This window comes from Phenylobacterium sp. (genome assembly GCF_035569475.1).
Lineage (GTDB): Bacteria > Pseudomonadota > Alphaproteobacteria > Caulobacterales > Caulobacteraceae > Phenylobacterium.
Window position 1 is genome coordinate 16,868 of record NZ_DATMNA010000100.1, and the last position, 24,069, is coordinate 40,936.

Here is a 24,069-nt window from a genome sequence, read left to right on the forward strand (position 1 = left end):
GGTCTTAGGCGCCATCCGGCTCCGCGACGATCGTGTTTTCGATGTGGCCAAGCCCTTCGACCTCGACCCTCACGGTCTGTCCGACCGTGAGCCATAGCGGCGGATGCATGTACTGGCCGACCCCCGACGGCGTGCCGGTGGTGAGGATGTCGCCGGGCTCGAGCGTGAACACGGTCGACAGCTCCTCGATCATCTGGCCGAAGCTGTAGATCAGCTCGGCGGTGTCGCCGTCCTGGCGCAGGGCGCCGTCCACCCAGGTGCGCAGGCGCAGGGCGTGCGGATCGGCGACCTCGTCGGCCGTGGTGAGCCAGGGACCGATGGGGCCATGGGTGTCGAAGGACTTGCCCAGGGTGCCGGTGGGCGAGCGTTGCTGCCAGTCGCGCACGCTGACGTCGTTGCAGACCATGAAGCCGGCGATCACGCCCCCGGCGTCCGCCGCGCGGACATGGCGGGCCCGCCGCCCGATCACCACCGCCACCTCGCCCTCGTAGTCGAGCTGGACGGAGACCCGTGGCATGTGGATGGGGTCATAGGGCCCGTTCACCGCGGTGACCTGCTTGTTGAACCAGTTCTGGTGCTCGGGAAGCGCGCGCCCGCGGGACACCACCTCGGCGGCGTGCGACCGGTAGGAAAGGCCGAGGCCGAGGAACTTCCTCGGCGCGGCGATGGGCGCCTGTAGCCGCACCTCGGCCAGCGGATGGCGGGCTGCGCGGAGGGCCGCCGCGGAGATGGCGTCGCGCGCCTCGTCGCCGCCTTCGAGCAGGGTGCGCAGGTCGCGCGGCAGCCGCGGGTCGGCGGCGCTGACGTCGGCGATCTCGTGGCCTTCCACAAGGCCGACGCCGGCCAAGCCCTGGCGGGTGAAGGCGGCGAGCTTCACTTGGGCGCGCCGGGCCCGTGGCCGCCATCCGCGACGAGCCCGACCTGTTCGATGCCGTAGACCGCGCAGGCTTCGTCGTTGTCGGGATGGTCGCCGCTTGCGCCGGCCGCCCCGATGATCTCCCCGTCGGCGTCGCGGATCAGCACGCCGCCGCCCACCGGGATCACCCGGCCTTGCGAGGTGGCGGCGATCGCCGCGTAGAAGGCCGGCGCCTCGACGGCGCGTCGCGCCAGGTCGCGGCCGCCGTGGCCCATGCCGAGCGCGCCCCAGGCCTTCCCCTGGGCGATCTCCGGTCGCAGAATTCCAGACCGGTCCTGGCGCTTGAACGCCACCAGGTGGCCGCCGGCGTCGAGGACGGCGATCGTCATCGGTCGGAACTTCAGCTCGGCGGCGCGGGCCAGGCCGGCGTCGACGATCTGCGAAGCCTGCTCGAGGGTGAGGACGGTCATGGTCGCTCCTTAATTAAGGCTTGGGCTGAGGAGGTTGCGGGTCGCTCAGCGGCAGACGCAGGGCGTAGAGCCGCTCGTAGACGTGCTCGGCGAAGCGCCAGCGGCCGTCGGCGCCCCGCGCGCAGACGCCCGAGACGTTGCCGACGCGAAGCTGCACCTCCGTCTCGGAGACCGCCGGGTCGAAGGCGTAGTTCGAGAGCGCCACGCGGATCTCCGCCCGGCCGTCGGCCGCGGGCGCGACGTAGAGGTTCGACCACAGGTGCCGGGTGGTCCGCCGCGGATCGCGCAGGCGGTCCGCATAGAAGGCCTCCACCGCCGCCGGTCCCTGGAGGGCCGCGGCGGCGGGCTTGAACACCCCCCCGGCGGTGAACTGCTCGGCGATCTCCTGAGGACGGCGGGAGTCCACCGCCTCGCTGAACCGCAGGAGCAGGAGCGCGATCCCGTTGGGGTCGAAACCCGGATCGGCGGATCCGGCGATAGGGCCGAGGCGGGCGGAGTCGCTGGACATGGGGGCCTCCGTGACGGGCTCAGGCGTTGGCGCGCGGGGCGTGCTGCCCGACGCCGAACACGGCCAGGGCCGCGCCGGCGGACATCACCCCGACAATCAGGAAGAGCCGCGTCGTCGGCATGCCGGCCCCGACCAGCATGCCGCCCACGACGGGGCCGACGATCGCGCCGACGCGCCCGACGCCGATCGCCCAGCCCACGCCGGTGGCGCGCAGCCCCGTGTCATAGAAGCTCGCGCAATAGGCGACCGTGCACATCTGGGCGCCCACGCTGAAGACGCCCGCGAGGAACGTCGTGGCCAGGAGCCAGGCGCTGGACTGACCGGAGGAGCCGATCAGGACGATCGCCAGAGCCCCCAGGGCGAAGCCGAAGCTGATGAAGGCCGTGGGGTCCCCGCGCCAGTCGGACAGCCGGCCGATCACCAGGCAGCCGAAGATGGCGCCGAGGTTGACCGCCGCCACGGCCAGCACCGCGCTCGACATGCCGATGCCGGACTGGCGGGCGATGAGCGGGATCCAGTTGATCAGGAAATAGGTGAGCAGCAGGCTGAGGAAGAGCGTCGTCCACAAGAGCAGCGTGCCCGCCGCCCTGCCCTCGGCGAACAGCTCCGCCACCCGGGACCGGCCGGACTGAGCCGGGGCGGCTGGAAACTGGCCGTCCCAGGCCCCCGCCCACTTCATCCGCTGCAGTATGGCCAGCACCCGGGGCCGGTTCTGGCTCATGGCGAGGAAACGGACCGACTCCGGCACGAGGCCGAGGATCGCCGGGAGCAGCAGCAGCGGGATGGCGGCGCCGACGTAGAAGATGCTGGGCCAGCCGAACGCCGGAATCAGCCGGGTGGCCGCCACGCCGCCGACCACCGCGCCCAGAGGGAAGCCGCAGAACATCAGGGACACCAGGGTCGAGCGCAGCCGCGTCGGGGCGTACTCCGAGGTGATCGAGATGAGGATCGGCAGGGCGCCGCCGAGGCCCAGGCCGGTCACCAGCCTGACGGCGATCAGTTGCCCCATCGAGGTCGTCAGCGGCGTCACCAGAGTCACGGCGGCGAACAGCAGCATCGCGGCGATCAGCGCCGGCTTGCGCCCCGCCCGGTCGGCGGCCAGCCCGAACAGGAAGGCGCCGACCAGGCTGCCGAACAGTCCCGCGCCGAACACGACGCCGAACGCCGCGGCCTTGAGCCTCCAGGCCGAGACGATCACCGGCGCGACGAGCGCGATCGACTGGGTGTCGAAACCGTCGATCATCGCCACCAGGGCGCAAAGCCCGAAGATGACCAGTTGCCGGCGGTTGAGCGGGCTGGTGTCGACGATGGTCTCTAGGTCGAGCGTTCCGGGTTTCATCGCCGTCCCTTCCCTGGGCTGGTCCGGCCTAGTTGGGGACGTAGCTGAGCGAGCCGTCGGCGTTGCGGCGCCAGTGCTTGAAATAGTCCCACTCCAGTTGCGCCTGCCGCGGATCGCCGCCGTGCGTCAGGTCGCGCACCCAGACGAAGTTGAACAGATTGCGCGGCGTGGGGTCGGCGCTGCTGTACTGGTAGATCTTGAACCGGCCCTGCGGGTAGCGCGCATCGACAGCGTCCGAGACCAGCTTGCCGCCCGGGACGAGGATGTCGTAGCCCGGCCCTGTGGGGCTGTGGAACGGCTTGGCCCCATCGGCCGTGGCGATGTGGTTGTAGGTCTTCATCTCGTCGATGGCGCCGCGCAGGATGCCCTGTGACGGGATCTCGCCATCCACCGAGCCGCCGCGGTCGGCGTCGCCGTAGAGCAGCAGCATGGGCGTCCGGGCGTCCGACTTCGCCTTGATCTGCGCGATCCGCGTCTCGACATCCTTGGGCATCGGGCCGATGCCGCTGTTGGGCGAGACCCCGGCGAACAGTTCCGGGTGGGTCAGGCCCATCATGTAGGTCAACCCGCTGCCGAACGAGAAGCCCTGCATGTAGATCCGGCCCGGGTCGGCGCCGTAGTCCGCCTCGACGGCGGCGATCACCTTCAGGATGTACTGCTGGTCCGGCCCGTCGGGGTCCTCGAAGGTCCAGGCGTCGCGCTGGCCCTGCAGATAGACGGTAATGAAGCCTTCCTTGTCGCCGACCTCATGCAGCTTGATCTGGCTGAGGTACATCCAGGCCGGGAAGGCGAAGCCGTGGGCGGACAGCACCACCGGCAGCTTCTGCCCCTTGCTGTAGCTCGGCGGGGTCTTGACGTAATAGGTGTAGGTCCGGTCGCCCACGGCGATGGACTTCACCTCGAAGGCCTTGTCGACCTCCGCGTGGGTCATCAGGCGGCCGAGGTCGCCGTTGGGCGAGGAGGTCCAGCGGGCGACCCGCGCGAAGAGGTCGTTCCAGATCGTCCCGGCCAGGCGGGCGTCGACCGGCGCCGAGGCCGGCAGGGTGGTGGTCCGGACCTGTTGGGAGGGATTGTCCCGCGCGGGGAAGACGGCCGTCTCGTAGCCGCCTGCGGAGTTCGTCGCGGCCGCGGCCGCCACGCGGTCGGCGCGCTTCCAGTAGTCGGCCTGCCGCGTCTCGGCGGCGGTGGGCGCGCCATGGGTGAACAGCCAGATCGCGACCGGCACGTCCTTCTTCTGCTGCTTCCAGATCGGGACCAGGGCCTTGTCGGGCCAGATGTGGAGATAGGCGCCGTCCGCGGGCTGCTCGCCCTTGGCGTAGGCGGCGTCGTTCGCCACGCCGTCGACGGTCGCCACGGCCGCATAGAGGCCCGGGTGGTTCATGGCGAAGGCCTGGGCCAGGGTCGCGCCGGCGCCGACGCCGGTCAGGTACTGGAACGGGGCCCAGGTGCGGATCCGCGGGGGACCACCGCGCCGTCCCGCGTCGCCCTCCGCCGCGCCCTCGCCCCCGCCGCCTCCGGCGCGCGGGCCGCCGGGGCCACCGCCGGGCGGGGCCGGGATCAGCATGTGCGTCCCGGCGTGGGCCAGCACGGCGGCCAGGTAGTCGTCCTCGCCGCCGGCGCTCGGGCCCCAGTCCTTCTGCACCGTCTCCGGGAAGACGACGACGAAGCCGTTGTCGGCGGCGACCTTCATCCAGCCCGAGGCCTGGGCGAATTGCTGCGCCGTCTGGCCGTTGTCGTGCAGCGCATAGACCACCTGGTTGAAGCCCGCGCGGTCGGCCTTGGGCGGCACGAAATAGTAGTAGTCGCGGTCCTGGCCGCCGACGGTGACCGTGTTCTTCACGAGCGCGGGAGGTCCGGCGGGCCGGGCGGGCGCCGGCTCGGAAGCCGTGGCCATGGTGGGTCGCGCCCCAGGCGGCCCGGCCGCGCCGGGAGGCGCGGGGGGCTGTTCGCAGTAGGCCTTGGTCCCGTCCGGCGCGGCGGTGCAATGCCAGGTCACCGAGCGTGTCACGCCGTTCCAGGTCACCTTGTCGGAGTCGCGCTTCAGCTCCGCGACGACGACCGTCTCCCAGGCGAGGTTCCCGACCGCCAGGGCGGTGGCCTTCTGCAGGCCCTCGGTCGTGGCGGGCTTGCCCGGCGGCTTGGGCGGCTTCGGCGCCGCGGCGGCGACCGGCGTCGGGGCGGGCGACGCCGCGCCCTCGGCCTTCGGCGGCGGCCCGAACGCGGCTTCGCCGTCTGGTGACGGCTTGCCGAAGTCACGGGTGTTCTCTTCCCCGTCGTACTCCACCTGCTCCCAGTCGGGCCGGCGATAGTAGGTCTTCTCGGTCGTCCAGGGCTTGGTGAAGGCCTTCGGGTCCTCGACCGTGATCGCGTCCTTCAGGGCATGGCCGTCGGGCGACCAGAACCGCTCTGTCACGTGCATCTGGTCGCTGTGCGCGCCGCCGCCCGGCAGGCGGGTGTCGGCCCGGAAGCAGCAGGTGTCGACCACGAGGGTCTTGCCCTCCCAATGGCCGATGGAATGCCCCCGCGAGCTCGGCAAGGCGTCGGCGGGATGCACGCGCCCGTCGGTGTAGATCTCCCGCGCCCCGCCGTTGGCGGTCATGATCACCACTTCATGCCGGTTGATCTGGATATCCATGGGGAAGAGCATGATCATCATCGCCGGCATGCTTCCGTAGAGGCCCGCGCCCCGGAAGGTGCGCGGACGGCCGGCCAGGGCGTCGGCGCGCTGCTCCGCGCGACGCGCCATGTATTCCTTCAGATAGTCGGCGTTGTAGGGCGGCAGCTCCGGCTCGCCCGCCTTGAACGGAATGCGATCGTCCCAGACGATATCGCCGCCACGCTCCCAGAGGCCGCTCCAGTCGGGCAGGACCGACCATTGCGGCAGCTTCGGGCCGCCGGCCGGATATTTCGCCTGCTGCGCGTTCGCGCCGCCGACGGCCAGGACGCCGGCCGTGGCGATGCAGAGCGCGACCATCGACGCCGCGCGGCGTGACCCAACTCTCGTCTTCATGACACTCCCCTGTCGCGACGCGCGCGATCCCTGCAGTCAGTTCGGCGTGGGCGACTCGGTGAGCACCGTCCCGTCGGATTTGGTGGCCTTGACGAAGGCCCCGCCCGGCCCGCCGTTCTTGAGGGGGCTGATCACCAGGTCGAGCTTCTCGCCCGGCGCGAAGGTGTTGAGGCCGAAGCCCTGCCGCACCAGCGTCAGCACGCTCGCGCCCTCGACGTTGATTTCGGTCGGGCGGCCGTTCTTCATCACCACCATCACCAGCCAGCTATGCGGGTTGGTGAACTCCCAGGACTTCACCGTCCCCTGGAGCTCCACCGGATGCTCCTTGTCGAACATCGCGAACGAGTGGTGCGCCGAGGCGGCGGACGCTGCGACCGCCACGGCCGCGAATGCGCCCAGGCCTACAAGCCAACCGCCCAGAGACCGCGCTCCTGATTGCGCCATTTGTCCTCTCCCCAGAGCGCCAGGCGCTCATCGTCAACTATTGTTGGCCCGTACTACGGCGATAGGACGATAAAGTCAATAAATGAGGGAGATTTAATCCTTATTTTTACTGTCACTTTACATGTATCCTGATGGCGATACATATCATTCACTGTATACATATCTCAAAATCTATCTCAGTAATTCCGGACGACAGAGGCCGACACACTTTGACACTTTTGCCGGAGGGGTAACGGCGGTAGCCTTCGGCAAGCGCGCGGACCCTGGGATCCAGGCAACCGCAACGCAAAGATTGGGGAAGGAGCGCGTCGCGACCGGCATCGCCGCCGGCCGGGGCCAAGGATGGAAATGGGAAAGAACGTGCCGTCGGATGCGTGGGCGCCGCTGGAAGCGGTGGCCCAGTCCCTTCAACGAACCGTCCTGATCGTCGACGACGACGAGGACATCCGCACCCTGGCCGCCGAGCCCCTGACGCAGGCGGGCTTCCAGGTGGTCATGGCCGCGGACGGAACCTCGATGTTCGCCGCGCTCAACAGCCAGCCGGTCGACCTGATCGTGCTGGACCTCAACCTGCCGGGAGAGGACGGCCTGTCGCTCTGCCGCCTGAGCCGCAGCCGCCGCGACATTCCGATCATCATGCTGACCGCGCGCAGCGACGCCATCGACCGCGTCATCGGCCTTGAGGTCGGCGCCGACGACTACGTCACCAAGCCGTTCGAGCCGCGCGAGCTGGTGGCGCGGGTCCGTAGCGTCCTGCGGCGCACCTACACGCCCACCAGCCTGCAGGACGCCGCGCCGCCCAGGCGCGCGACGTTCCAGGGCTGGACTCTGGACTTCGAGAACCGGCGGCTGAGCGACCCCAAGGGCCGCGTGGTCATCCTCTCGGGCAATGAGTTCAGCCTGCTCAAGTTCTTCGTCGAGCACGCCAACGAGGTGCTGACCCGCGAGCAGCTTCTCACCCTCACCTCGCATCCGACCCTGATCGACGGTTCGCCCCAGCGGGTGGCCGACCTGCAGATCAGCCGCCTGCGGCACAAGCTGGACGACGACGCGCGCGCGTCGCAGTTGATCATGACGGTGCGCGGCCAAGGCTATGTGCTCGCCGCGGCGGTGACCTTCGAATGATCCTGCAGCGCTACTTCGATTCCATGGCGGGACGCCTGTTCCTGTTCCTGCTGGTCGGAGTCGTGGGATCGTCCAGCCTGGCCCTGGGCCTCGCCGACATCCGGCGGAAGTCCGATCTCGAGCACATCAATATCGTGCGCCTGGTCGACCGGGTTCAGGACCTGGTCTCGCTGATCGACAGCGCCCCGCGGCCGCTGCGCGCCCAGATGCTGTCGGAGGGGATCCTCGGCCTGCGGCCGCCGAAGGGCGCCGAGCAGATCATCGGCCCCGACCCGGAGTTCAGCCGCGTCCTCGCCTCGCGCCTCGATCCTTCCAGCCGGGCGCAGAAGGCCGTGCCACGCACCTGTATCCAGCCGTTCCGCACCTCGTTCTACGCCCAGCTCAGTTGCTGGGTGATCTCGACACGGCTTGCGGACGGCTCCTCGATCGTCCTCGTGGCGCTCAGCCCGCGCACCGACACCTTCGACCTGCCGCGGCTGGACCCGGTCTTCCTGTCCATCCTGACCCTGACGGTCAGCGTGCTGGCCTTCCTGGCCTCGCGCATGGCCGCCGCTCCGCTGCGGGACCTGTCCCGCGCCGCCCGGGAGTTGGGCCGCGACCTCGACCGCTCGCCCCTGCCCGAGAGCGGCCCCTATGAGGTGCGCGACGCGATCCGCGCCTTCAACCTGATGCAGGCCAAGCTGCGCGACCACGTCGTTGAGCGCACCCGCATCCTGGCCTCGATCACCCATGACCTGCAGACCCCGCTCACCCGCCTGCGACTGAGGATCGAGAAGGTCTCGGATCCCGCGCTGCGCAGCCGCCTGATCGACGATCTCGGCGGGATGCTGGCGCTGGTCCGCCAGGGCCTCGACTACCACCGCGGCAACGAGTTCGAGGAGCCCTTCGTCCGGCTGGCCCTCGACTCCCTGCTGGAAAGCGTCGTCGAGGATGCGGCCGAAGGCGGCCGGCCGGCCTCGCTCAGCCAGCGGTCCGGCTGCGACATCGAAGGCAAGCCGAGGGCGCTGCAGCGGTGCCTGGCCAACCTCCTGGACAATGCCTTGAAATATGGCGGCGCGGCGGAGGTGTCCGCCGCCGTGGCGGACGGCGCCGTCAGCATCCGCATCCGTGACTTCGGCCCGGGGATCCCGGAGGAGAAACTGGAATCGGTCTTCGAGCCCTTCGTCCGCCTGGAAACCGCCCAGCCTCCGAAGGGCGGCGTCGGGCTCGGCCTGACCATCGCCCGCGCCCTGGCCCAGAAGAGCGAGGCCGAGCTGATCCTGGCCAACCACCCGCAGGGCGGTCTGGAAGCCCGGCTCATCCTGCGCCGCGGCGTGATCTGCAACGAGGTGGCCGAGCCGCGCTCCTCGGCGGCCTAAGGCTGCGCGATACGCGCCTCGACCTGCGCCAGGACAGTGGGCTGAGCATTGCTGGCGCTCGGGGGGCCGAAGGCCGCTTGGGTCGTGAAGCTGACCATGCGCCCGCAGGTGACGACCGCGATCCAGAAGATCAGCGACAGGCCCGCCGCCACCTTCGCCGCCCGCGGCGACGGCGCGTCCCGATCCCAGGCCTCCACGCCCGCATAGGTGAAGTGGTGGAAGACCAGCATGTTCGCCCCAGCGCAGAGCAGGAGCAGCATCTTGAGCTGAAACGGCAGGTCCGTGGCATATTTCACCGCCGCGGAAACGAACATCAGCGATCCCGCGACCGCGGCGATCACGAAGGCCGCCCAGGTGACCGGCAGCACGTCGCCGGCGACCTCGGTGACCGGCCGGCTCCTCCACGAGACGCCCAGCAGCCGAAGGTCGACCACGGCGATCGAGCCGACCACCAGGGCGATGGCGATCACATGCAGGGTCTCCGCCGCCGGGAACATCCAGCTCGACTGCGCGATCGCCCGCGCCGGGCCCGTCGCTTCAATCCATGTGGCGATGGAAATGATCGACATTCCTCAGTCTCCCGGGATCTCTGCGGTCCGCCCGTTCACGTGGCGTAGGCGATCAGCCGCCCGCAGACGGCGATGCCGAACCAGAACGCCAGCGAGCCGACGGCCAGGGCGCGCAGCGGCCAGCCGGGGCGGTCCGCCGCTGCGCGCCTGACGATGGACTGGATGCCGAGCGTCGCGGCCAGGGCGCAGATCAGCAGCAGCATCTTGGTCTGGAACACCGGATTGAGCAGGTCGCGGCGCGGCTCGCCGATGATCAGGATCGCGCCGGTCACGGCCATCAGGGGCACGGCGGTCCAGATCCACGGCAGGAAGTGGGCCGCCATTCCGTCGAGCGACGTGCGGCGCGCGCCGACGCCCAGCACCCGCAGGTCGATGGAGAGGGCCGAGAACAGCACCGCCGCCAGGCACAGGATGTGGACGATCTGGCTCGCCGGAATGATCCAGCCGACGTTCTGAACGCCGGCGCTGAGCGGCGTCTTCTCGAGCCAGGCGCACAAGGACTCCAGCATGCTTCCCCCGTCAGTGCAGCGGCTGGCCGCCGAGCGCCAGCGGGGCGGAGCGCGACGGCCACGCCCACAACATAGCGTCCATCCGCGGCGATATTGAAGAACTAATTTGCGTCATTTTGTATCGAAAGAAGTTGAATCGATACAAATCGGCGATGCAATTCAATCTAACTCACATCCAGCCGCCGCTCAATACAACCATTAACCTCCCTATAACAGACTCCTATCTCATCGTTCATTGACTAGACACGTCATTTCCCCTAGTCGATCAATGTCTTTTCATGGGGATCGGGCATGCCGACCCGAAAGGTCGCGAATTTGGCCCGCCGGCTCTGGATGAAGGCGCCGACGCGCGCATCGCTGAGCTGGCTGGCCTGGATCGGGGCGGCGATCGTCCTCGCCTGGGGCGCGGCCGGACTAGTGACATCCGGCCGGACCGAGGCGCAGCTCGTGCGCGGCGATCCAGACGCCATTCCGGCCCAGGCTCCGTTGATGCGGTTCGCGGTCACGCATGGCGCCGGCGTGTTCAAGGCCCGGTGCGCGAGCTGCCATGGGGCCGAGGGCAAGGGGAGCTCCGCGCGCGGCGTCCCCGACCTCACCGACGCCGACTGGCTCTATGGCGCGGGCAAGGTGAGCGACATCGAGAAGGTCGCCTATTACGGCATCCGCGCGCACAACCCGCGGAGCTGGAACCTGGCGGTCATGCCGGCCTTCGCCCGGCCGGTTCCCGCCGCCGGCGAGCGGCTTCAGCCCCTCGGCCCTGGCGAGATCGCCGCGGTGACCGCCTACCTGCAGGCGCGCGGAGGCCAGGCGGCGGACCCCGCCGCGGCCGAGGCCGGCCGCCGCATCTTCGCGGGCAAGGGCGGCTGCTATGACTGCCACGCCAACGACGCCAGGGGCGATCCGGCGATCGGTGCGCCCAACCTCGTCGACAAGGTCTGGCTGTACGGCGACGGCAGCCGCCTGGCGATCTTCGACTCCATCGCCTACGGCCGCCAGGGCATGTGCCCCGCGTGGGCCGGCCGGCTGTCGGCCCTGCGCCTGCGCGAGGTTTCGCTCTACGTCTTCGCCCTGTCCCATCGGCCGGGCCCGCATCCGGACATGTCCCGCCCATGACCCCGCCGACCGCTCCAGCCGCCGCGCCGCCGCTCTGGGATCCTCGCCAGGTCAGCGCCCGCCGCTCCCTGTCGCTGATGGCGCTCGGCGCCCTGATCGGCCTCGCCCTGGCCGGCTACGCCCTCTTCACCGCGCGCGGGACCACGACCTTCCATGTGCCGGCGGAAGACGTGGCCCTGGTCAATCAGCAGCCCATCGCCCGGGCGGACTTCTACGCCCAACTCCAGGCCACGTTCGGCGTCGATAGCGCCCACACCACGCCGGCCCAGCGCCGCCGGGTGCTCAACGACATGATCCGCGAGGAACTGTTCGTGCAGCGGGGCAAGGAACTGGACATCGCCGCCACGGACCCGGATGTCCGCACGGCCATGGTAAGCGCGGTCGAGCAGATGGCCGCGGCCGACGCGGTCACCTCGCAGCCCAGTGACAGCGCCTTGCAGGCCTATTTCAACGCCCACCAGGACCGCTACGCCCAGGAAGGCGTGATGAGCGTCCGCGACCTCGTCTTCGCCCAGCCGGCGGACGCCGCGGGCGCGGCCCGGGCCTTGGCGGCCGGCGCGCCGATCACCGCGACGCTCGGCCGTTTCCGGGGCCGCGACTCCGGGCGCGAGGCCGCCGAGGACTTCTACTTCGCGGCCAAAATCCATCTGGGCGCGGCGCTGTTCGCCGTCGCCCGCGCCCTGCCGAGCGGCGCGGTCTCCCCGCCCTTCGCCCAGCCGGACGGCGTCCACCTGCTCTACATGGCGCGCAACGCGCCGCCCCAGCCGTTCGCCTTCGCCGAGGCCCGCGCCCAGGTGCTGTCGGACTACCGCAATGACAAGGTGAAGCGCACGACCGCGCAGTACCAGGGCTTCCTGCGTCAGCGGGCGAACGTGCTGGTCGCGGGCGACCTTCGCTGATGCGCCGGGTCCTCCTCGCCGCCCTCTGGCTCGCGCTCGCCGTGACGCTGGTCGCCCGCCCGGCCGGCGCCCACACGCGCAGCGAATCCCACTCGGTCTGGGAGATCAACGGCGCCGACGTGGACCTGGCGATGACCATCCCGGTCCTGGAGCTGCAGCGCCTCGGCGCCGGCGGCGCGGCGCCCTCCGACGAGGCGGTGAAGCGTTACCTGACGGCGCGGGTCTTTCCGATCGCGGCCGGGCGACGCTGCGCCCTGGTCCCGCCCGTGGAGACCCTGTCCGCGGCGCCCGGTTTCCGCAAATACGACTTCACCTTCCGCTGCGCGGCCCGCGACGACCTCGAGATCCGGTCGGCGGCCTTCTTCGACCTGGTCCCCAGCCACACCAACTTCGCCGAGATCCAGGACGAGACCACGGGCGCCTTCGCCGAGCAGCTCATCACCAACGAACGCCAGACCGTCGCCGTTTCGGGCAAGGCGGCCAATGGGCTGAAGAGCGCCAGCTTCTTCGAATTCGTCCGGATGGGGGTGATGCACATCTTCACCGGCGTCGACCACATGTCCTTCCTGCTGGGCCTGGTGCTGATCTCGCGGCGCCTGCGCGATCTGGTGTTCGTGGTGTCGGGGTTCACGATCGGCCACAGCCTGACCCTGGCGCTGGCCGTGACCGGGGTGATCCGGCCGCATCCGGAGTTCATCGACGCCCTGGTGGCCCTGACCATCGCCCTGATCGGCGCGGAGAACATCGCCGAACAGACCCACCGGCCGCTCCCGGTCGCCCTGTCGTTCGGCGCCAGCCTGGCCATGATGGCTCTGGCCAGCGCGTTCGGCTTCGGGGAGCTGCCGAGCCTGCTGCTGCTCGGCGCCGGCCTGTTCACCAGCAACTATCTGATGATCTCAGGCCGGCTGGCCGACCCGGGCCGGTTCCGGATGATGATCACCCTGGTCTTCGGCCTGATCCACGGCTTCGGCTTCGCCTCGAACCTGTTGGAGATGCAGCTCCCGACGGGCCGCCTGGCGGAGCTGCTGGTCGGGTTCAATCTGGGGGTCGAGATCGGGCAACTGACGCTGGTGCTCGGCGTCACCGGCCTCGTGCTGCTGGTCTCGAAGCTGAAGCTGGCGACGCCGCGGGCGGTGACCGTCGACGTGGCCTCCAGCTTCCTGGTCGGCCTCGGCGTCTTCTGGTTCGTGACGCGCAGCTTCCGGTAGCCGCTCCAGCGCGAGGGCGTGCGGCCCCGCGGCGCCAAATCTCCGCGATTTCGCCACGCGAGACTGTCAGCCAATTGCCACACCTGACGCATGAACCCACGTCATGCTGAAGCTGGGCCCCCATGTTCGCAAAAGTGTCATCGATCCGCGACGTTTGCTTCACAAACCACGCCTAGCGAGGCCCCACGACCGGCCGCAGCCAAGCGCCGCCGGCGTAGGGATATCGCTATGACATCGAAAACGTCGCTCCTGGCGAGCGCTGGTATCTGCATCGTCTGCTTCCTTTCGGCCGCCGGCCCATCGCAAGCCGCGCCCAAGCACAAGCATCCTGTGGCCGCCGCCAACTCCCAGCTTGCCGACGAGGTGAAGGCGCTGAAGGAGCAGGTCGAGGCTCTGCAGGCCACCGTCCAGGCCCAGGCCCAAAACCAGCAGCAGACCCAGGCTCAGGTCGCCGCCAGCCAGGCGCAGGCCGAACAGGCCACCGCCGCCGCGCACGCCGCCCAGGCCAAGCTGGACGCGCAGATCGAGCAGATTCCGGGCACGGTCCAGACCGTCGTCGCCGCCCAGCCGGCCCCGACGCTCGACAAGCTCAAGTACAAGGGCATCACCCTCACGCTCGGCGGCTTCGCCGAGGCGGCGGGCATCTACCGGTCGAAGACCCTGGAGTCGGATATCTCCTCGCCCTTCGCCAAGATCCCGTTCGAGAACTCCGGCCTGTCGAAGCTCCACGAGCTCCGCGGCACCGCCCGCCAGAGCCGGGTCCAGTTCCTGGCCCAGGGCGACATCAACGTCGCGACCCACGCCGCCTTCTTCGGCGAGTTCGACTTCCAGGGCGCCGCCCAGACAGCCAACTCGAACGAGAGCAACTCCTACAACCCGCGCATCCGCAACCTCTACGGCACCGTGGACTGGGACTACTGGGGCCTGCACCTGCTCGCCGGCCAGAACTGGTCCCTGGTGACCCTGAACAGCAAGGGCATCACCCCGCGCAACGAGGTGCCGCCGCCGTCGATCGACGCCCAGTACGTGCCGGGCTTCTCCTGGACCCGCACGCCGCAACTGCGCCTGACCAAGGACTTCGGCGACAAGCAGTACTGGCTCGCCTTGTCGCTTGAAAACCCGCAGTCGACCTTCACCGGCACGTCCGGCAGCGGCCTGCCGGGCGGCGTCAGCGTCCTCGACCTGGCCACCGGCAACGCGACGATCAACCCGGCGCCGGCGGCGACCAGCGGCTTCAGCGGCTTCAACGCCGTCAACACCACGTCCTTCAACAAGACCCCGGACGTGATCCTGAAGGCCGCCTGGGAGCCCTACATCGGCGTCGCCCGGCCGCTGCACGTCGAGGCCTTCGGCATCTATCGCGACTTCTACGACCAGATCACGGTCTCGCCGACCAACACCCAGGGCCTGACGCCCGGCGTGCACGAAGCCAGCGTCACCGGCGGCGGCTGGGGCGCGGGGATCACCTACAACGCCATCCCCAAGATCCTCGACCTGCAGGCCTCGGTGATGAGCGGCAAGGGCATCGGCCGCTACGGCGCCGGCCAGCTTTCCGACGCGACCCTGGACGTGACCGGCAAGGTCGCCCCGATCCAGGAGACCATGTACCTAGTGGGCGGCACCCTGCACGTCACGCCGGAGGTGGACCTCTACCTGTTCGGCGGCGACGAGCGTCAGAACTCCCGGATCAGCACCTTCGGCGGCGCGAACTTCGGGTTCGGCAACCTGAACAACACGGTGTTCACCGCCGCGGGCTGCACCACCGTCGGCGGGTCCTGCTCGGCCACCGTCCGCGACGTCGGCCAGATCACCGCCGGCCTCTGGGACAAGGCCTACACCGGGTCGTTCGGCCAGGTCCGGATCGGCCTGCAGTACTCGCACACCCGGCTGGAGGGCTTCTCGGGCGGCGGCTACACGCCCAAGACCTCCGACGACATGATCTTCACCAGCTTCCGCTACTATCCGTTCTAAGGCGCGGGCGCGGGGCCGCCTCCGGGCGGTCCCGCGCCTATCTTTCGAAGTCAGCCGCAGCCGCTGTCACCAAGGCGCATTTCGCGCCCGCCGGCCAAGCCGCCGCCCCAGGGGCGCCGGCGCCAGGCATCCGCTACCCCAGATCCACATCCAGCAAGCGGGCGAACGATTGCCCCTGGTGCATGTCGCGCTCGCCCATCCAACCCTGCGGCGCGGCCCGGGGATAGGAGACCTTGACCATGTTCAGGCTCTTCACCGGCACGCGCTTCACAAGGTCGGGGTCCGCGCCGTAGAGCGCCTGGAAGAGCTTCGGCCCCAGCGCCTCGCCCATGGCGTAGGCCTCGAAATTGCCGGGGCCGTCGAAGAACAGGTCGATGGTCACCCAGAACGGACCCGCGTTCTTGGAGCGGACGTGACGGCAGACGTCGCGGACCTTAGCCATGAGCGGCCGCCTCCGGCTGCGGATCTGCCACGTCGATCCACCGGGTGCGGACCAGCTCGAACCCGTCGGCCGTCTCCACCACGTGGTTCAGCCGGAACTCGTACAACTGGCCGCGCTCGATCTCGGCGGGGGTGAACGGAAAGGCGTAGCTGGGCATCTCAATCCCGGGCTTCAGGGGCAGGTGGAAGAAGGTCGGGTTGCAGGCCTTGGCCATGCGGTTGGCCAGCGACTGCGTCGCAGCCGTCACCACGAACATCACCCCGACCTCGTGCGGCGGCGCGGCGGTGTCCGGCATCGGCCGGCCCGAGACGCCGTTCCAGCCGTAGATGCGCAGCGAGACGTCGAAATCACCGGCCTCGTCGCCGAAGGTCTGCCGGATCTTCGAATCCAGGGCCCGCAACATCCCCTCTTCGAAGAGGTTGAGGTTGGCCAGGACCTCGGGGTCCTCGATGCCGATCAGCATGATCGACTGGAACCGCCCGGCGCCCGCGCCCTCCAGCTTCATGGTGTAGGGCATCGGCTCCCAGCGCGAGCCGGTGACCCGGGTCGTGCGCTCGTCCAGCCATTCGTAGCGCGACTCCGAGACGTCGAGGACGCCGCCCGGCTCGGTCAGCCGGATCGGATCGCTGCTCTCGTAGAGCATGTGGGCCGAGACGCTCTCCGGCGAGCACTGGTTCTTCAGGTTGAGCGGCTCCACGTCGAAACCCTCGTCGTCGACGCTGAAGATCACGCCGCCGGTGCGGGGGTGGACCGTGCATTGGCCGCCGCACTCGGTGACCTTGGCCGCGTGCCAGGCGGCGGCCACGTTCTTGCCGTGCATCAGCGGCACGGAGGCGAGGATCGCGGTGTCGGTCGTGCGGCCGCCCAGCACGATGTCCGCGCCCTCGCGGACCGCACGGATGTAAGGCTCGGCGCCCATCAGGGCGACGATGTGCTGGCAGGAGTCCAGGGTCTCGTTGCTGACCGGGCCGAGCGGCGCGAGGGGATGGATCCGGCCGTGGTCGTTGCGGGCCTTCAGCAGGACCGGCGACTGCTCGCTGTAGAGCAGCGCGATCCTCGGCCGGATGCCGAGCTCGCGCGCCACCTCCACGGCGATCTCGGCCGTCCAGTCGACGCCGGCGTCGGTCCCTGAGGTGCCGCAGGACCCGATCAGCAGCGGGATGCCCGCGTCATGGGCCGCCGCGATCAGGATCCGCAGGTCATGGCGGATGGCTTCGGCCGGCATCTTCGAGACGCCGCGCGCGAGATAGGCCGGGCCGCTGTCGGTGGAACCCGCGTCGCAGGCGATCGCATGGGCCCCGCGCTCGATCCCATAGCGCACGTGCTCGGCCGAGACGCCCGCGCCCAGCGCGCCGGTCGGCACGATGACCTTGATCGCCTCGCCGGCGGGTTTGCGGTCACCCATGTCTGGCGTCTCCCCTGGTCATATCTCTTCCAGCGACAGTCCCCGGGTCCGGGGGCCGAACAGGCCGATGGTGAGCGCCACCACGACCATGGCGCTGGCGATGGTCACGAACACCCAGGCCGCGCCCGCGCGGTCCAGGACCAGGGCGATAATGTACCCCGAGAAAATCGCCGTCAGCCGGCTGAACGAATAGACGAACCCGACGCCGCGGGCCCGGATTGAGGTGGGGAACAGCTCGCTCTGATAGGTGTGATAGGCCAGCGACATCAGCGAATTGCCGATCGCGACCCCCGACCCGATCAGGGTGAAGAGCAGGAAGCCGGAGTTCTGGGTCATCCGCGACAGCAGGAGCCCGGACGCCGCGGCCAGCAGCGCGCCCGAAACCACCAGCCATTTGCGCTCCGCCCGGTCGGCGAAAAGGCTGAACGCCAGCGGGGCGACCGGCGGAACCAGCGCCAGCACCGCCGTATAGGCCAGCGACTTGGAGATGGTGATCCCCTCCGAGACCAGCAGCGTCGGCAGCCAGTTCGAGAAGCCGAAGTAGCCCAGTGTCTGGAAAAGGTGGAAGACGACCAGCACCATCGTCCGCCTGCGATAGGGCGGCCGCCAGAGCGATGGCGCCGGCGCGGGCTCCCGGCGGTCCTGACCTGACGCCTGCGCCGCCGCCGGCGGCGGCAGGGGCGCGCCGAGGTCGGCCGCCACCCGCGCCTCGATGCGCGAAATGACCGCCTCGGCCTCCGGCGCCCGACCGTGGGCCTCCAGCCAGCGCGGCGATTCCGGCAGGGCGCGGCGCACCCACCAGATCAGGAGCGCCCCGATCGCCGGGACGAAGGTCAGCCATCGCCAGCCGGCGACGCCCAGATGGTCGCCCGGGATCAGCCGCCAGGCCAATACCGCCACCAGGGGCGTGGAGAGGAACTGGATCGAGGCGCTGACCGCGAAAGCCCGGCCGCGCAGGCTGCGGGGCATCAGCTCCGCCAAGTAACAATCGATCGCCACCAGCTCGAGGCCGACCCCGATGCTGGCGATGAAGCGCCATAGGTCGATGGCCGCCGCAGTCGACTGCAGCCCCATGACCACAGTCGCCAGGGCGTACCAGACCAAGGCGAAGGTGAAGATCGGGCGGCGGCCGAAACGGTCGGCGGCCGCGGAAAACCCCAGGGTCCCCACATAGAGTCCCGCGAAGGTCACGGCGATCAGGGTCGCCTGGTCGCTCAGGCCGAACAGCCCCGCGCCGCCGCGATGGAAGACGCCCGCCGCCTGCAACCCCAGGCTCAGCGGCGCCGACAAGGCTATGTCGTAGATCTCGAAGAAGGCCCCGAACGACACCAGCACGATCAGGAGCCAGACGTACCGCGTCGGGGGCAGCCGATCGATCCGCGCCGCGACGCCGGAAGGGCTAGCCGGACCGCAGTCCGTGGATCGCGACATGCTCACCCTCGCCGATGGGGTCCCCCCGGAACCGGGCGGCACGCCGACAGGAGGTCAGACGCCGGGCCCCGCGCCAAGTCCGAACGACCCACGTTGGGCAATTGCAATGCTGCGGCAATGCTGCGGCGAGCCAATGCAAGCTCGGCCAAAGAAGTGGCCAGGAGCCTCCGTCACGTCGCGCTCTGTTGCGTCAGCCCGCCGACCACGAAATCGATGAACAGGCGCACCCGGTTCGGCAGGTGGGTCCGCGTCCGGTAGATTACATAGAGGTTGATCTCACTGTCGATGTAGGGCGCCAGCAGCTCGACCAGCCGCCCCTCGGCCAGGTCCTCCTCGATGTCCCAGAGCGCCTTCAGGCCGAGGCCGTGGCCGGCGAGGATCCAGTCGTGGACGACCTCGGCGCTGTTGGTCGACAGCGTCCGGGGCACGCGCACTTCCAGGGGCTTGCCGTTGTCGACGAAGGTCCAGCGGTCGAAGAGCTGATGGCCGCGGACAAGCTGTATGCAGTCGTGCCGTAGCAGGTCCGCGGGCGTCTCCGGGCGGCCGCGCCGGGCGATGTACTCCGGCGAGGCGCAGACGGCGCGACGGCTCGGCAGCACCAGACGGGTGATGATGTCGCCGTCCAGCGGCTGGTCGGTGTGGAGGGCCAGGTCGAGGTCGTCGCCGACGATGTTCGCGCGCGAGTCGCTGAGCACCAGTTCGACAGTCACGCCCGGGTGCTCGCGGGTGAAGGCGCCGACCAGCGGCGCGATGCGGCGGCGTCCGATCTCCAGGGGCGCGCCGACCCGGATATGGCCCCGCGGCGCCTGGGTGCGCGCGCCGACCTCCGCCTCCACCTGATCGATGTCCGCCAGGATGAGCGTCCCTCGCTCGTAGAGGAGAGCGCCCTCCTCCGTCAGGGCGAAGCGTCGCGTGCTGCGGTCGATCAGCCGCGCGCCGAGCCGATGCTCCATCGCCGAAAGACGCCGGCTCATCGCCGGCAGCGAACTGTTCAGCCGCCGCGCGGTCTCCGAGAGGCTGCCGGCCGCCACCATGCGGACGAACAGCCGGATGTCGCTGATCTCATCGTTCATCGGGGGCCCATCCTTCCAGAAATCGGAAGGATACGATGTGAGGCCGGCGACTACCACAGGCGCCGGGTAAGGCAGATTTGTGGCGGCGACAGATTATCGGACCAGCGCGCGTCTCCGACGCCGCTTCAGCAGAACGAGCCGGGCATGACAGTCGCCGAACTTACACGAAACACCACGGCCGCGGGCGCGCGGCGCAACGTGTCGCGTCGCCTCCTGGCGGCGGGAGCCGCGGGCGTCGTCGTCCTGGCGGGCGCGGCCTGGGGCGCCAACTACTGGGCCGTCGGCCGCTTTTTCCAGACCACCGACGACGCCTACGTGAAGGCGGACGCCAGCGTGGTGGCGCCCAAGGTCGCCGGGTACATCGGCGAGCTGCTCGTACAGGACAACCAGGCGGTCAAGGCCGGTCAGGTCCTGGCCAGGATCGACGACCGGGACTTCCGCGCGGCCCTGGACGAGGCGACCGCCAGCGTCGCAGCCGCCAAGGCCTCGGTGGCCAACCTCGACGCCCAGATCGCCGCGCAAGGCTCGATCATCCGCCAGGCGGACGCCAGCGTCACCGCCGCCGGCGCGACCCTGGCCCTCGCCCAGCGGAACGACGCCCGGCGCGCCGAGATGGCCAAGGTGGGCTACGGCTCGGACGAACAGGCCGACAACGCCTCGACCGACGCGAAAGAGAAGGGCGCCGCCCTGACGCGCCTGCAGGCCGCCGCGACCACCGCGCGTCAGCAGGTGCAGGTCCTGACCTCCCAGCGCGAGCTGGCCCTGGCGCAGGTCGCCCGCGCCGAGGCCGCGCAGCATCAGGTGGAGCTCAATCTCGGCTATTCGAGCATCGTCGCCCCCATCGACGGCGTGGTCGCCGCCCGCTCGGCGCGGCAGGGTCAGTATGTCCAGGCCGGGACCCAGCTCATGGCCGTCGTCCCTCTGCAGCGGACCTACGTGGTGGCCAACTTCAAGGAGACCCAGCTCACCGACGTGAGGCCGGGCCAACCCGTGCGCGTCAAGGTCGACGGCTTCCCGGGCCACGACGTGGAAGGCCGGGTGGACAGCCTGGCGCCGGCCACCGGCCTGGAGTTCAGCCTGCTGCCGCCGGACAACGCCACGGGCAATTTCACCAAGATCGTGCAGCGGATCCCGGTGAAGATCGTCTTCGATCCGCGCAACCCGCTAGCCGGCCGCCTGCGCCCGGGCATGTCGGTTGACGCCTCGATCGACACCCGGCCCGGCGGCGCCGGCCCGTCGCAGGGGCGCTGAGCCATGTCCAGCATCGCCGCCGCGCCCGCCGCGGCCCGGCGCCCCGAACCGGCCGCGCCCGCCGCGCGGCATGACGAGGACGCGGTCTCCCTGAAGACCTGGATCGCCGTGGTGGGCGCCGCGCTCGGGGCCTTCCTGGCCATCCTCAACATCCAGATCGTCAGCTCCTCCCTGGCCGACATCCAGGGCGCCATCGGCGCCGGCGCCGACGAAGGCGGCTGGATCACGACCGCCTATCTGGTGGCCGAGATCATCGTCATCCCGATGAGCGGCTGGCTGGCGCGGGTGTTCTCCGTTCGCCGCTACCTGCTGGTCAACACCTTCGCCTTTCTGGTGATGACCGTCGCCTGCGCCTTCACCACCAACCTCGGCCAGATGATCGTCGTGCGGGCCCTGCAGGGGTTCGCCGGCGGCGTGTTGATCCCGCTGGCCTTCTCGATCATCATGACCAAGCTGCCGCCGTCGAAACACGCGATCGGCCTGTCGATCTATGCGATCTCGGCGATCTTCGCGCCGTCGATCGGGCCGGTGATCGGCGGCTGGTGCAACGAGACCTTCGGCTGGCAGGCGATCTTCTTCGTCAACCTGCTGCCCGGCGCGATCATGTTCGCGATGCTGTGGTTCTCGCTCGAGGCGGAGCCGATGCAGCTCGACCTGCTGCGCAGTGGCGACTGGCTGGGCATCGCCACCATCGCCGTAGGCCTCGGGTCGCTGGAGACCGTGCTGGAGGAAGGCGAGAAGGACGACTGGTTCGGCTCTACCTTCATCGTGCGGCTGGCCATCGTCGCGGCCGTATCCCTGATCGCCTTCGTCGTGGTCCAGCTCAAGCGCAAGGCCCCGCTCCTGAACCTGCGCCTGCTGGGGCGGTGGAACTTCGGCCTGGGCACCGTGGCCAACTTCTTCTTCGGCTTTTCGATGTACGGCTGGCTCTATGTCGTGCCGCTCTACCTGGCGCGCATCCAGGGGTACAACGCCGAGCAGATCGGCGGCGTGCTGATCTGGATCGGCCTGCCGCAACTGGCGCTCATCCCGCTGATCCCGCGGCTCATGAAGCGGGTGGACCCGCGGCGTCTGGTGATCGCCGGGTTCGTCCTGTTCATCCTCGGCAGCCTGCTGGCCACCAACCTCTCCGACAACTTCTCGGGCCCGCAGTTCATCGGCTCCAGCCTCGTGCGGGCGGTAGCCCAGGCGCTGATGATGACGCCGCTCTCCGCCATCGCGGTGGCGGGCATCGAGCGCGAGCAGGCGGGCTCCGCCGCGGCGCTCTACAACATGATCCGCAACCTCGGCGGCGCGATCGGCATCGCCGTGCTGCAGACCTTCCTGAGCAAGCGCGAGCAGTTCCACTCCGACGTGCTGACCGGCCAGATCTCCGTGCTGGGCGAGGCGACCCGCGCGCGGATCGACGCGCTCGCGCACCGCTTCATGACCCATGGGGTGGCCGACTCCGCCCTGGCCCATCATCAGGCGGCGGTCGCCGTCGCCCGCCTCGTGCGCCGCCAAGCCTACATGCTGGCCTACAGCGACGCCGTCATCCTTCAAAGCGCCCTTCTCGGCCTGGCCCTCGTGCTGGTGCTGCTGCTGAAGAAGGCCAACGCCAGCTCCGCCGGGGAGGCGCACTGACATGTCCCGATCGTTCACAAACCGGATCGCCGTCCTGCTCGCGACGGCCGCCCTCGCCGGCTGCGCCGTCGGGCCGGACTTCAAGGCGCCGGCCCGTCCGACCGAGCAGGCCTACCTGCCGCCGAGCGCCAGCGACATCGGCCCGATGACGGCCGGAACGGTGACGCAGCAGGTCGAGATGGGCCAGGCCCTGCCGACCGACTGGTGGACGCGCCTCGGCTCGCAGGCGCTGAACGACACCGTGCAGATGGCGCTGGCCAACAACTGGTCTCTGGCCGCTGCCCAGGCCAACCTGGCCAAGGCGGGCCAGCTCGTCAGGGCGTCGCGCGGCGCGCTCTATCCGCAGGTCGACGCGGCCGGCGGCGCCGAGCGGCGCGCCTACGGGGCCTATTTCCTCGGTCCCAGCGCCTTCACCTTCCCAACCTTCTCCGCCTACACCGGGGGCGTCGGGGTCAGCTACGACCTGGACGTGTTCGGCGGCGCGCGCCGGCGCATCGAGCTCGCCGCCGCGGACGCCGAGGTGAACGGCGAGGCCCTGCGCGCCGCGCGGCTGGCGGTCGCCGGCGGCGTGGTCATGACCGCCCTGCAGATCGCCTCGACCCGCGGCCAGATCGCCGCGGTGCAGGACATCATCGCGTCCGACCAGAAGACGCTGGATCTCGTCGGGGCCGCACGGCGCACCGGCGTCGCGAGCCAGATGGACGTGACCACCGCCCAGAGCCAGCTCGACCGCGACCAGGCGTCGCTGCCGCCCCTGCGCCAGCAGCTCGCCGTCGCCCAGGACGCGCTCGCGGCGCTCGTGGGGAAATCGCCGGCCGCCTGGTCCGCGCCGGCCTTCGACCTGGACGCGATGACACTTCCCGCGGACGTCCCCCTGGTGGTGCCCTCGCAACTGGTTCGCGCCCGGCCCGACATCCGCGCCGCCGAGGCCCAACTTCATGCGGCCAGCGCGCAGGTGGGGATCGCCACGGCGGATCTCTATCCCCGCATCAACCTCAGCGCCGGCGTCGCGGGCGAGGGCCTGATGTCCGGGGGTTCGAGCACGGCGTGGAGCCTGGTCTCCGGCCTGACCGCTCCGATCTTCCACGGCGGATCGCTGACCGCGCGCCGCAAGGCCGCCGAGGACGCCTACCAGGCCGCCTTCGCGGACTATCAGCAGACGGTGCTGTCCGCCTTCCAGCAGGTGGCGGACAACCTGCAGGGCCTGTCCAACGCCGCCGACGGGGTCAGGACCGAGCAGCAGGCCATGGACTCGGCCACTTCGGCCCTGCGCCTGACCCGGCTCGGCTATGGCGTCGGCAACGCCGGGATCGTGCAGGTGCTGGACGCCCAGCGCCTCCAGCAACTGGCCGCGCTGAACCTCGTGCGCGCCCGAAGCGCCCGCTACCTCAGCACCGTCAACCTCCTCCTCGCCGAAGGCGGCGGCGCGGCGGGCAGTCCCCCGGCGCCTCGGGCGCTGGATTGA

The 24,069-nt window shown here is 69.9% G+C and carries 21 protein-coding genes; 9 read left to right on the forward strand and 12 right to left on the reverse strand.

Annotated elements, in window-relative coordinates:
- Positions 1 to 4: 4 nt before the first annotated feature.
- Genes VNW53_RS16210 through VNW53_RS16235 form a run of 6 tightly spaced genes read right to left on the reverse strand, consistent with a single transcriptional unit; the run spans position 5 to position 6,564 of the window.
- A complete protein-coding gene (locus VNW53_RS16210) occupies positions 5 to 877 on the reverse strand; it encodes a fumarylacetoacetate hydrolase family protein (RefSeq protein WP_325556847.1) in 873 nt (290 codons plus the stop codon).
- Positions 874 to 1,326, reverse strand: coding sequence for a GlcG/HbpS family heme-binding protein (locus VNW53_RS16215; protein WP_325556848.1), 453 nt, complete (start codon positions 1,324 to 1,326; stop codon positions 874 to 876). The genes VNW53_RS16210 and VNW53_RS16215 overlap by 4 nt, the downstream gene beginning before the upstream one ends.
- Before the next feature lie 13 nt (positions 1,327 to 1,339).
- On the reverse strand, positions 1,340 to 1,834 hold the full coding sequence (locus VNW53_RS16220) for a nuclear transport factor 2 family protein (RefSeq protein WP_325556849.1): 495 nt from the start codon (positions 1,832 to 1,834) through the stop codon (positions 1,340 to 1,342).
- Between the two features lie 19 nt (positions 1,835 to 1,853).
- A complete protein-coding gene (locus tag VNW53_RS16225) occupies positions 1,854 to 3,173 on the reverse strand; it encodes an MFS transporter (RefSeq protein WP_325556850.1) in 1,320 nt (439 codons plus the stop codon).
- A 28-nt stretch (positions 3,174 to 3,201) separates the two neighbouring features.
- Complete coding sequence (locus VNW53_RS16230) at positions 3,202 to 6,183, reverse strand: PHB depolymerase family esterase (RefSeq protein ID WP_325556851.1); 2,982 nt, start codon at positions 6,181 to 6,183, stop codon at positions 3,202 to 3,204.
- Positions 6,184 to 6,219: 36 nt separating this feature from the next.
- Entirely contained in the window at positions 6,220 to 6,564 is a 345-nt protein-coding gene (locus VNW53_RS16235) for a DUF6152 family protein (RefSeq protein ID WP_325556852.1), read from the reverse strand.
- A 405-nt stretch (positions 6,565 to 6,969) separates the two neighbouring features.
- On the opposite strand from VNW53_RS16235, the gene VNW53_RS16240 reads away from it, so the two are divergent.
- On the forward strand, positions 6,970 to 7,752 hold the full coding sequence (locus VNW53_RS16240) for a response regulator transcription factor (protein WP_325556853.1): 783 nt from the start codon (positions 6,970 to 6,972) through the stop codon (positions 7,750 to 7,752).
- A complete protein-coding gene (locus tag VNW53_RS16245; RefSeq protein ID WP_325556854.1) occupies positions 7,749 to 9,110 on the forward strand; it encodes an ATP-binding protein in 1,362 nt (453 codons plus the stop codon). Before VNW53_RS16240 ends, VNW53_RS16245 begins: the two co-directional genes overlap by 4 nt.
- On the opposite strand, the gene VNW53_RS16250 is transcribed toward VNW53_RS16245, so the two are convergent.
- Positions 9,107 to 9,679, reverse strand: a complete 573-nt coding sequence (locus tag VNW53_RS16250; protein ID WP_325556855.1) for a DUF6644 family protein — start codon at positions 9,677 to 9,679, stop codon at positions 9,107 to 9,109. The two genes, VNW53_RS16245 and VNW53_RS16250, sit on opposite strands and share 4 nt — an antisense overlap.
- A 35-nt stretch (positions 9,680 to 9,714) precedes the next feature.
- Positions 9,715 to 10,188 (reverse strand): DUF6644 family protein, encoded by a 474-nt coding sequence (locus tag VNW53_RS16255; RefSeq protein WP_325556856.1) that lies wholly within the window; start codon positions 10,186 to 10,188, stop codon positions 9,715 to 9,717.
- A gap of 291 nt (positions 10,189 to 10,479) precedes the next feature.
- Between VNW53_RS16255 and VNW53_RS16260 the strand changes: the two genes are divergently transcribed.
- The 4 genes from VNW53_RS16260 (at position 10,480) to VNW53_RS16275 (ending at position 15,379) form a co-directional block, all read left to right on the forward strand.
- Complete coding sequence (locus VNW53_RS16260) at positions 10,480 to 11,301, forward strand: c-type cytochrome (RefSeq protein WP_325556857.1); 822 nt, start codon at positions 10,480 to 10,482, stop codon at positions 11,299 to 11,301.
- Positions 11,298 to 12,200, forward strand: a complete 903-nt coding sequence (locus VNW53_RS16265) for a peptidyl-prolyl cis-trans isomerase (RefSeq protein ID WP_325556858.1) — start codon at positions 11,298 to 11,300, stop codon at positions 12,198 to 12,200. Before VNW53_RS16260 ends, VNW53_RS16265 begins: the two co-directional genes overlap by 4 nt.
- Positions 12,200 to 13,408: a HupE/UreJ family protein gene (locus VNW53_RS16270; RefSeq protein WP_325556859.1), complete on the forward strand. Its 1,209-nt coding sequence runs from the start codon at positions 12,200 to 12,202 to the stop codon at positions 13,406 to 13,408. The genes VNW53_RS16265 and VNW53_RS16270 overlap by 1 nt, the downstream gene beginning before the upstream one ends.
- A 228-nt stretch (positions 13,409 to 13,636) precedes the next feature.
- Positions 13,637 to 15,379, forward strand: coding sequence for a hypothetical protein (locus VNW53_RS16275; RefSeq protein WP_325556860.1), 1,743 nt, complete (start codon positions 13,637 to 13,639; stop codon positions 15,377 to 15,379).
- Positions 15,380 to 15,512: 133 nt separating this feature from the next.
- On the opposite strand, the gene VNW53_RS16280 is transcribed toward VNW53_RS16275, so the two are convergent.
- The 4 genes from VNW53_RS16280 to VNW53_RS16295 all read right to left on the reverse strand — a co-directional run bounded on the left by VNW53_RS16280 (position 15,513) and on the right by VNW53_RS16295 (position 19,730).
- Positions 15,513 to 15,821 carry a DUF4387 domain-containing protein gene (locus tag VNW53_RS16280; RefSeq protein WP_325556861.1) on the reverse strand — a complete coding sequence of 103 codons (309 nt, stop codon included), beginning with the start codon at positions 15,819 to 15,821 and terminating at the stop codon, positions 15,513 to 15,515.
- Positions 15,814 to 17,226 (reverse strand): acyclic terpene utilization AtuA family protein, encoded by a 1,413-nt coding sequence (locus VNW53_RS16285; RefSeq protein ID WP_325556862.1) that lies wholly within the window; start codon positions 17,224 to 17,226, stop codon positions 15,814 to 15,816. The genes VNW53_RS16280 and VNW53_RS16285 overlap by 8 nt, the downstream gene beginning before the upstream one ends.
- 18 nt (positions 17,227 to 17,244) lie before the next feature.
- A complete protein-coding gene (locus VNW53_RS16290) occupies positions 17,245 to 18,657 on the reverse strand; it encodes an MFS transporter (protein ID WP_325556863.1) in 1,413 nt (470 codons plus the stop codon).
- 170 nt (positions 18,658 to 18,827) lie between these two features.
- Complete coding sequence (locus tag VNW53_RS16295) at positions 18,828 to 19,730, reverse strand: LysR family transcriptional regulator (protein ID WP_325556864.1); 903 nt, start codon at positions 19,728 to 19,730, stop codon at positions 18,828 to 18,830.
- A 144-nt stretch (positions 19,731 to 19,874) separates the two neighbouring features.
- Here VNW53_RS16295 and VNW53_RS16300 point away from each other — a divergent pair, with 144 nt between their 5' ends.
- Genes VNW53_RS16300 through VNW53_RS16310 form a run of 3 tightly spaced genes read left to right on the forward strand, consistent with a single transcriptional unit; the run spans position 19,875 to position 24,069 of the window.
- Complete coding sequence (locus VNW53_RS16300; protein WP_325556865.1) at positions 19,875 to 20,981, forward strand: HlyD family secretion protein; 1,107 nt, start codon at positions 19,875 to 19,877, stop codon at positions 20,979 to 20,981.
- 3 nt (positions 20,982 to 20,984) lie between these two features.
- Positions 20,985 to 22,604 carry an MDR family MFS transporter gene (locus tag VNW53_RS16305; RefSeq protein WP_325556866.1) on the forward strand — a complete coding sequence of 540 codons (1,620 nt, stop codon included), beginning with the start codon at positions 20,985 to 20,987 and terminating at the stop codon, positions 22,602 to 22,604.
- Position 22,605: 1 nt separating this feature from the next.
- Positions 22,606 to 24,069 carry an efflux transporter outer membrane subunit gene (locus tag VNW53_RS16310; RefSeq protein WP_325556867.1) on the forward strand — a complete coding sequence of 488 codons (1,464 nt, stop codon included), beginning with the start codon at positions 22,606 to 22,608 and terminating at the stop codon, positions 24,067 to 24,069.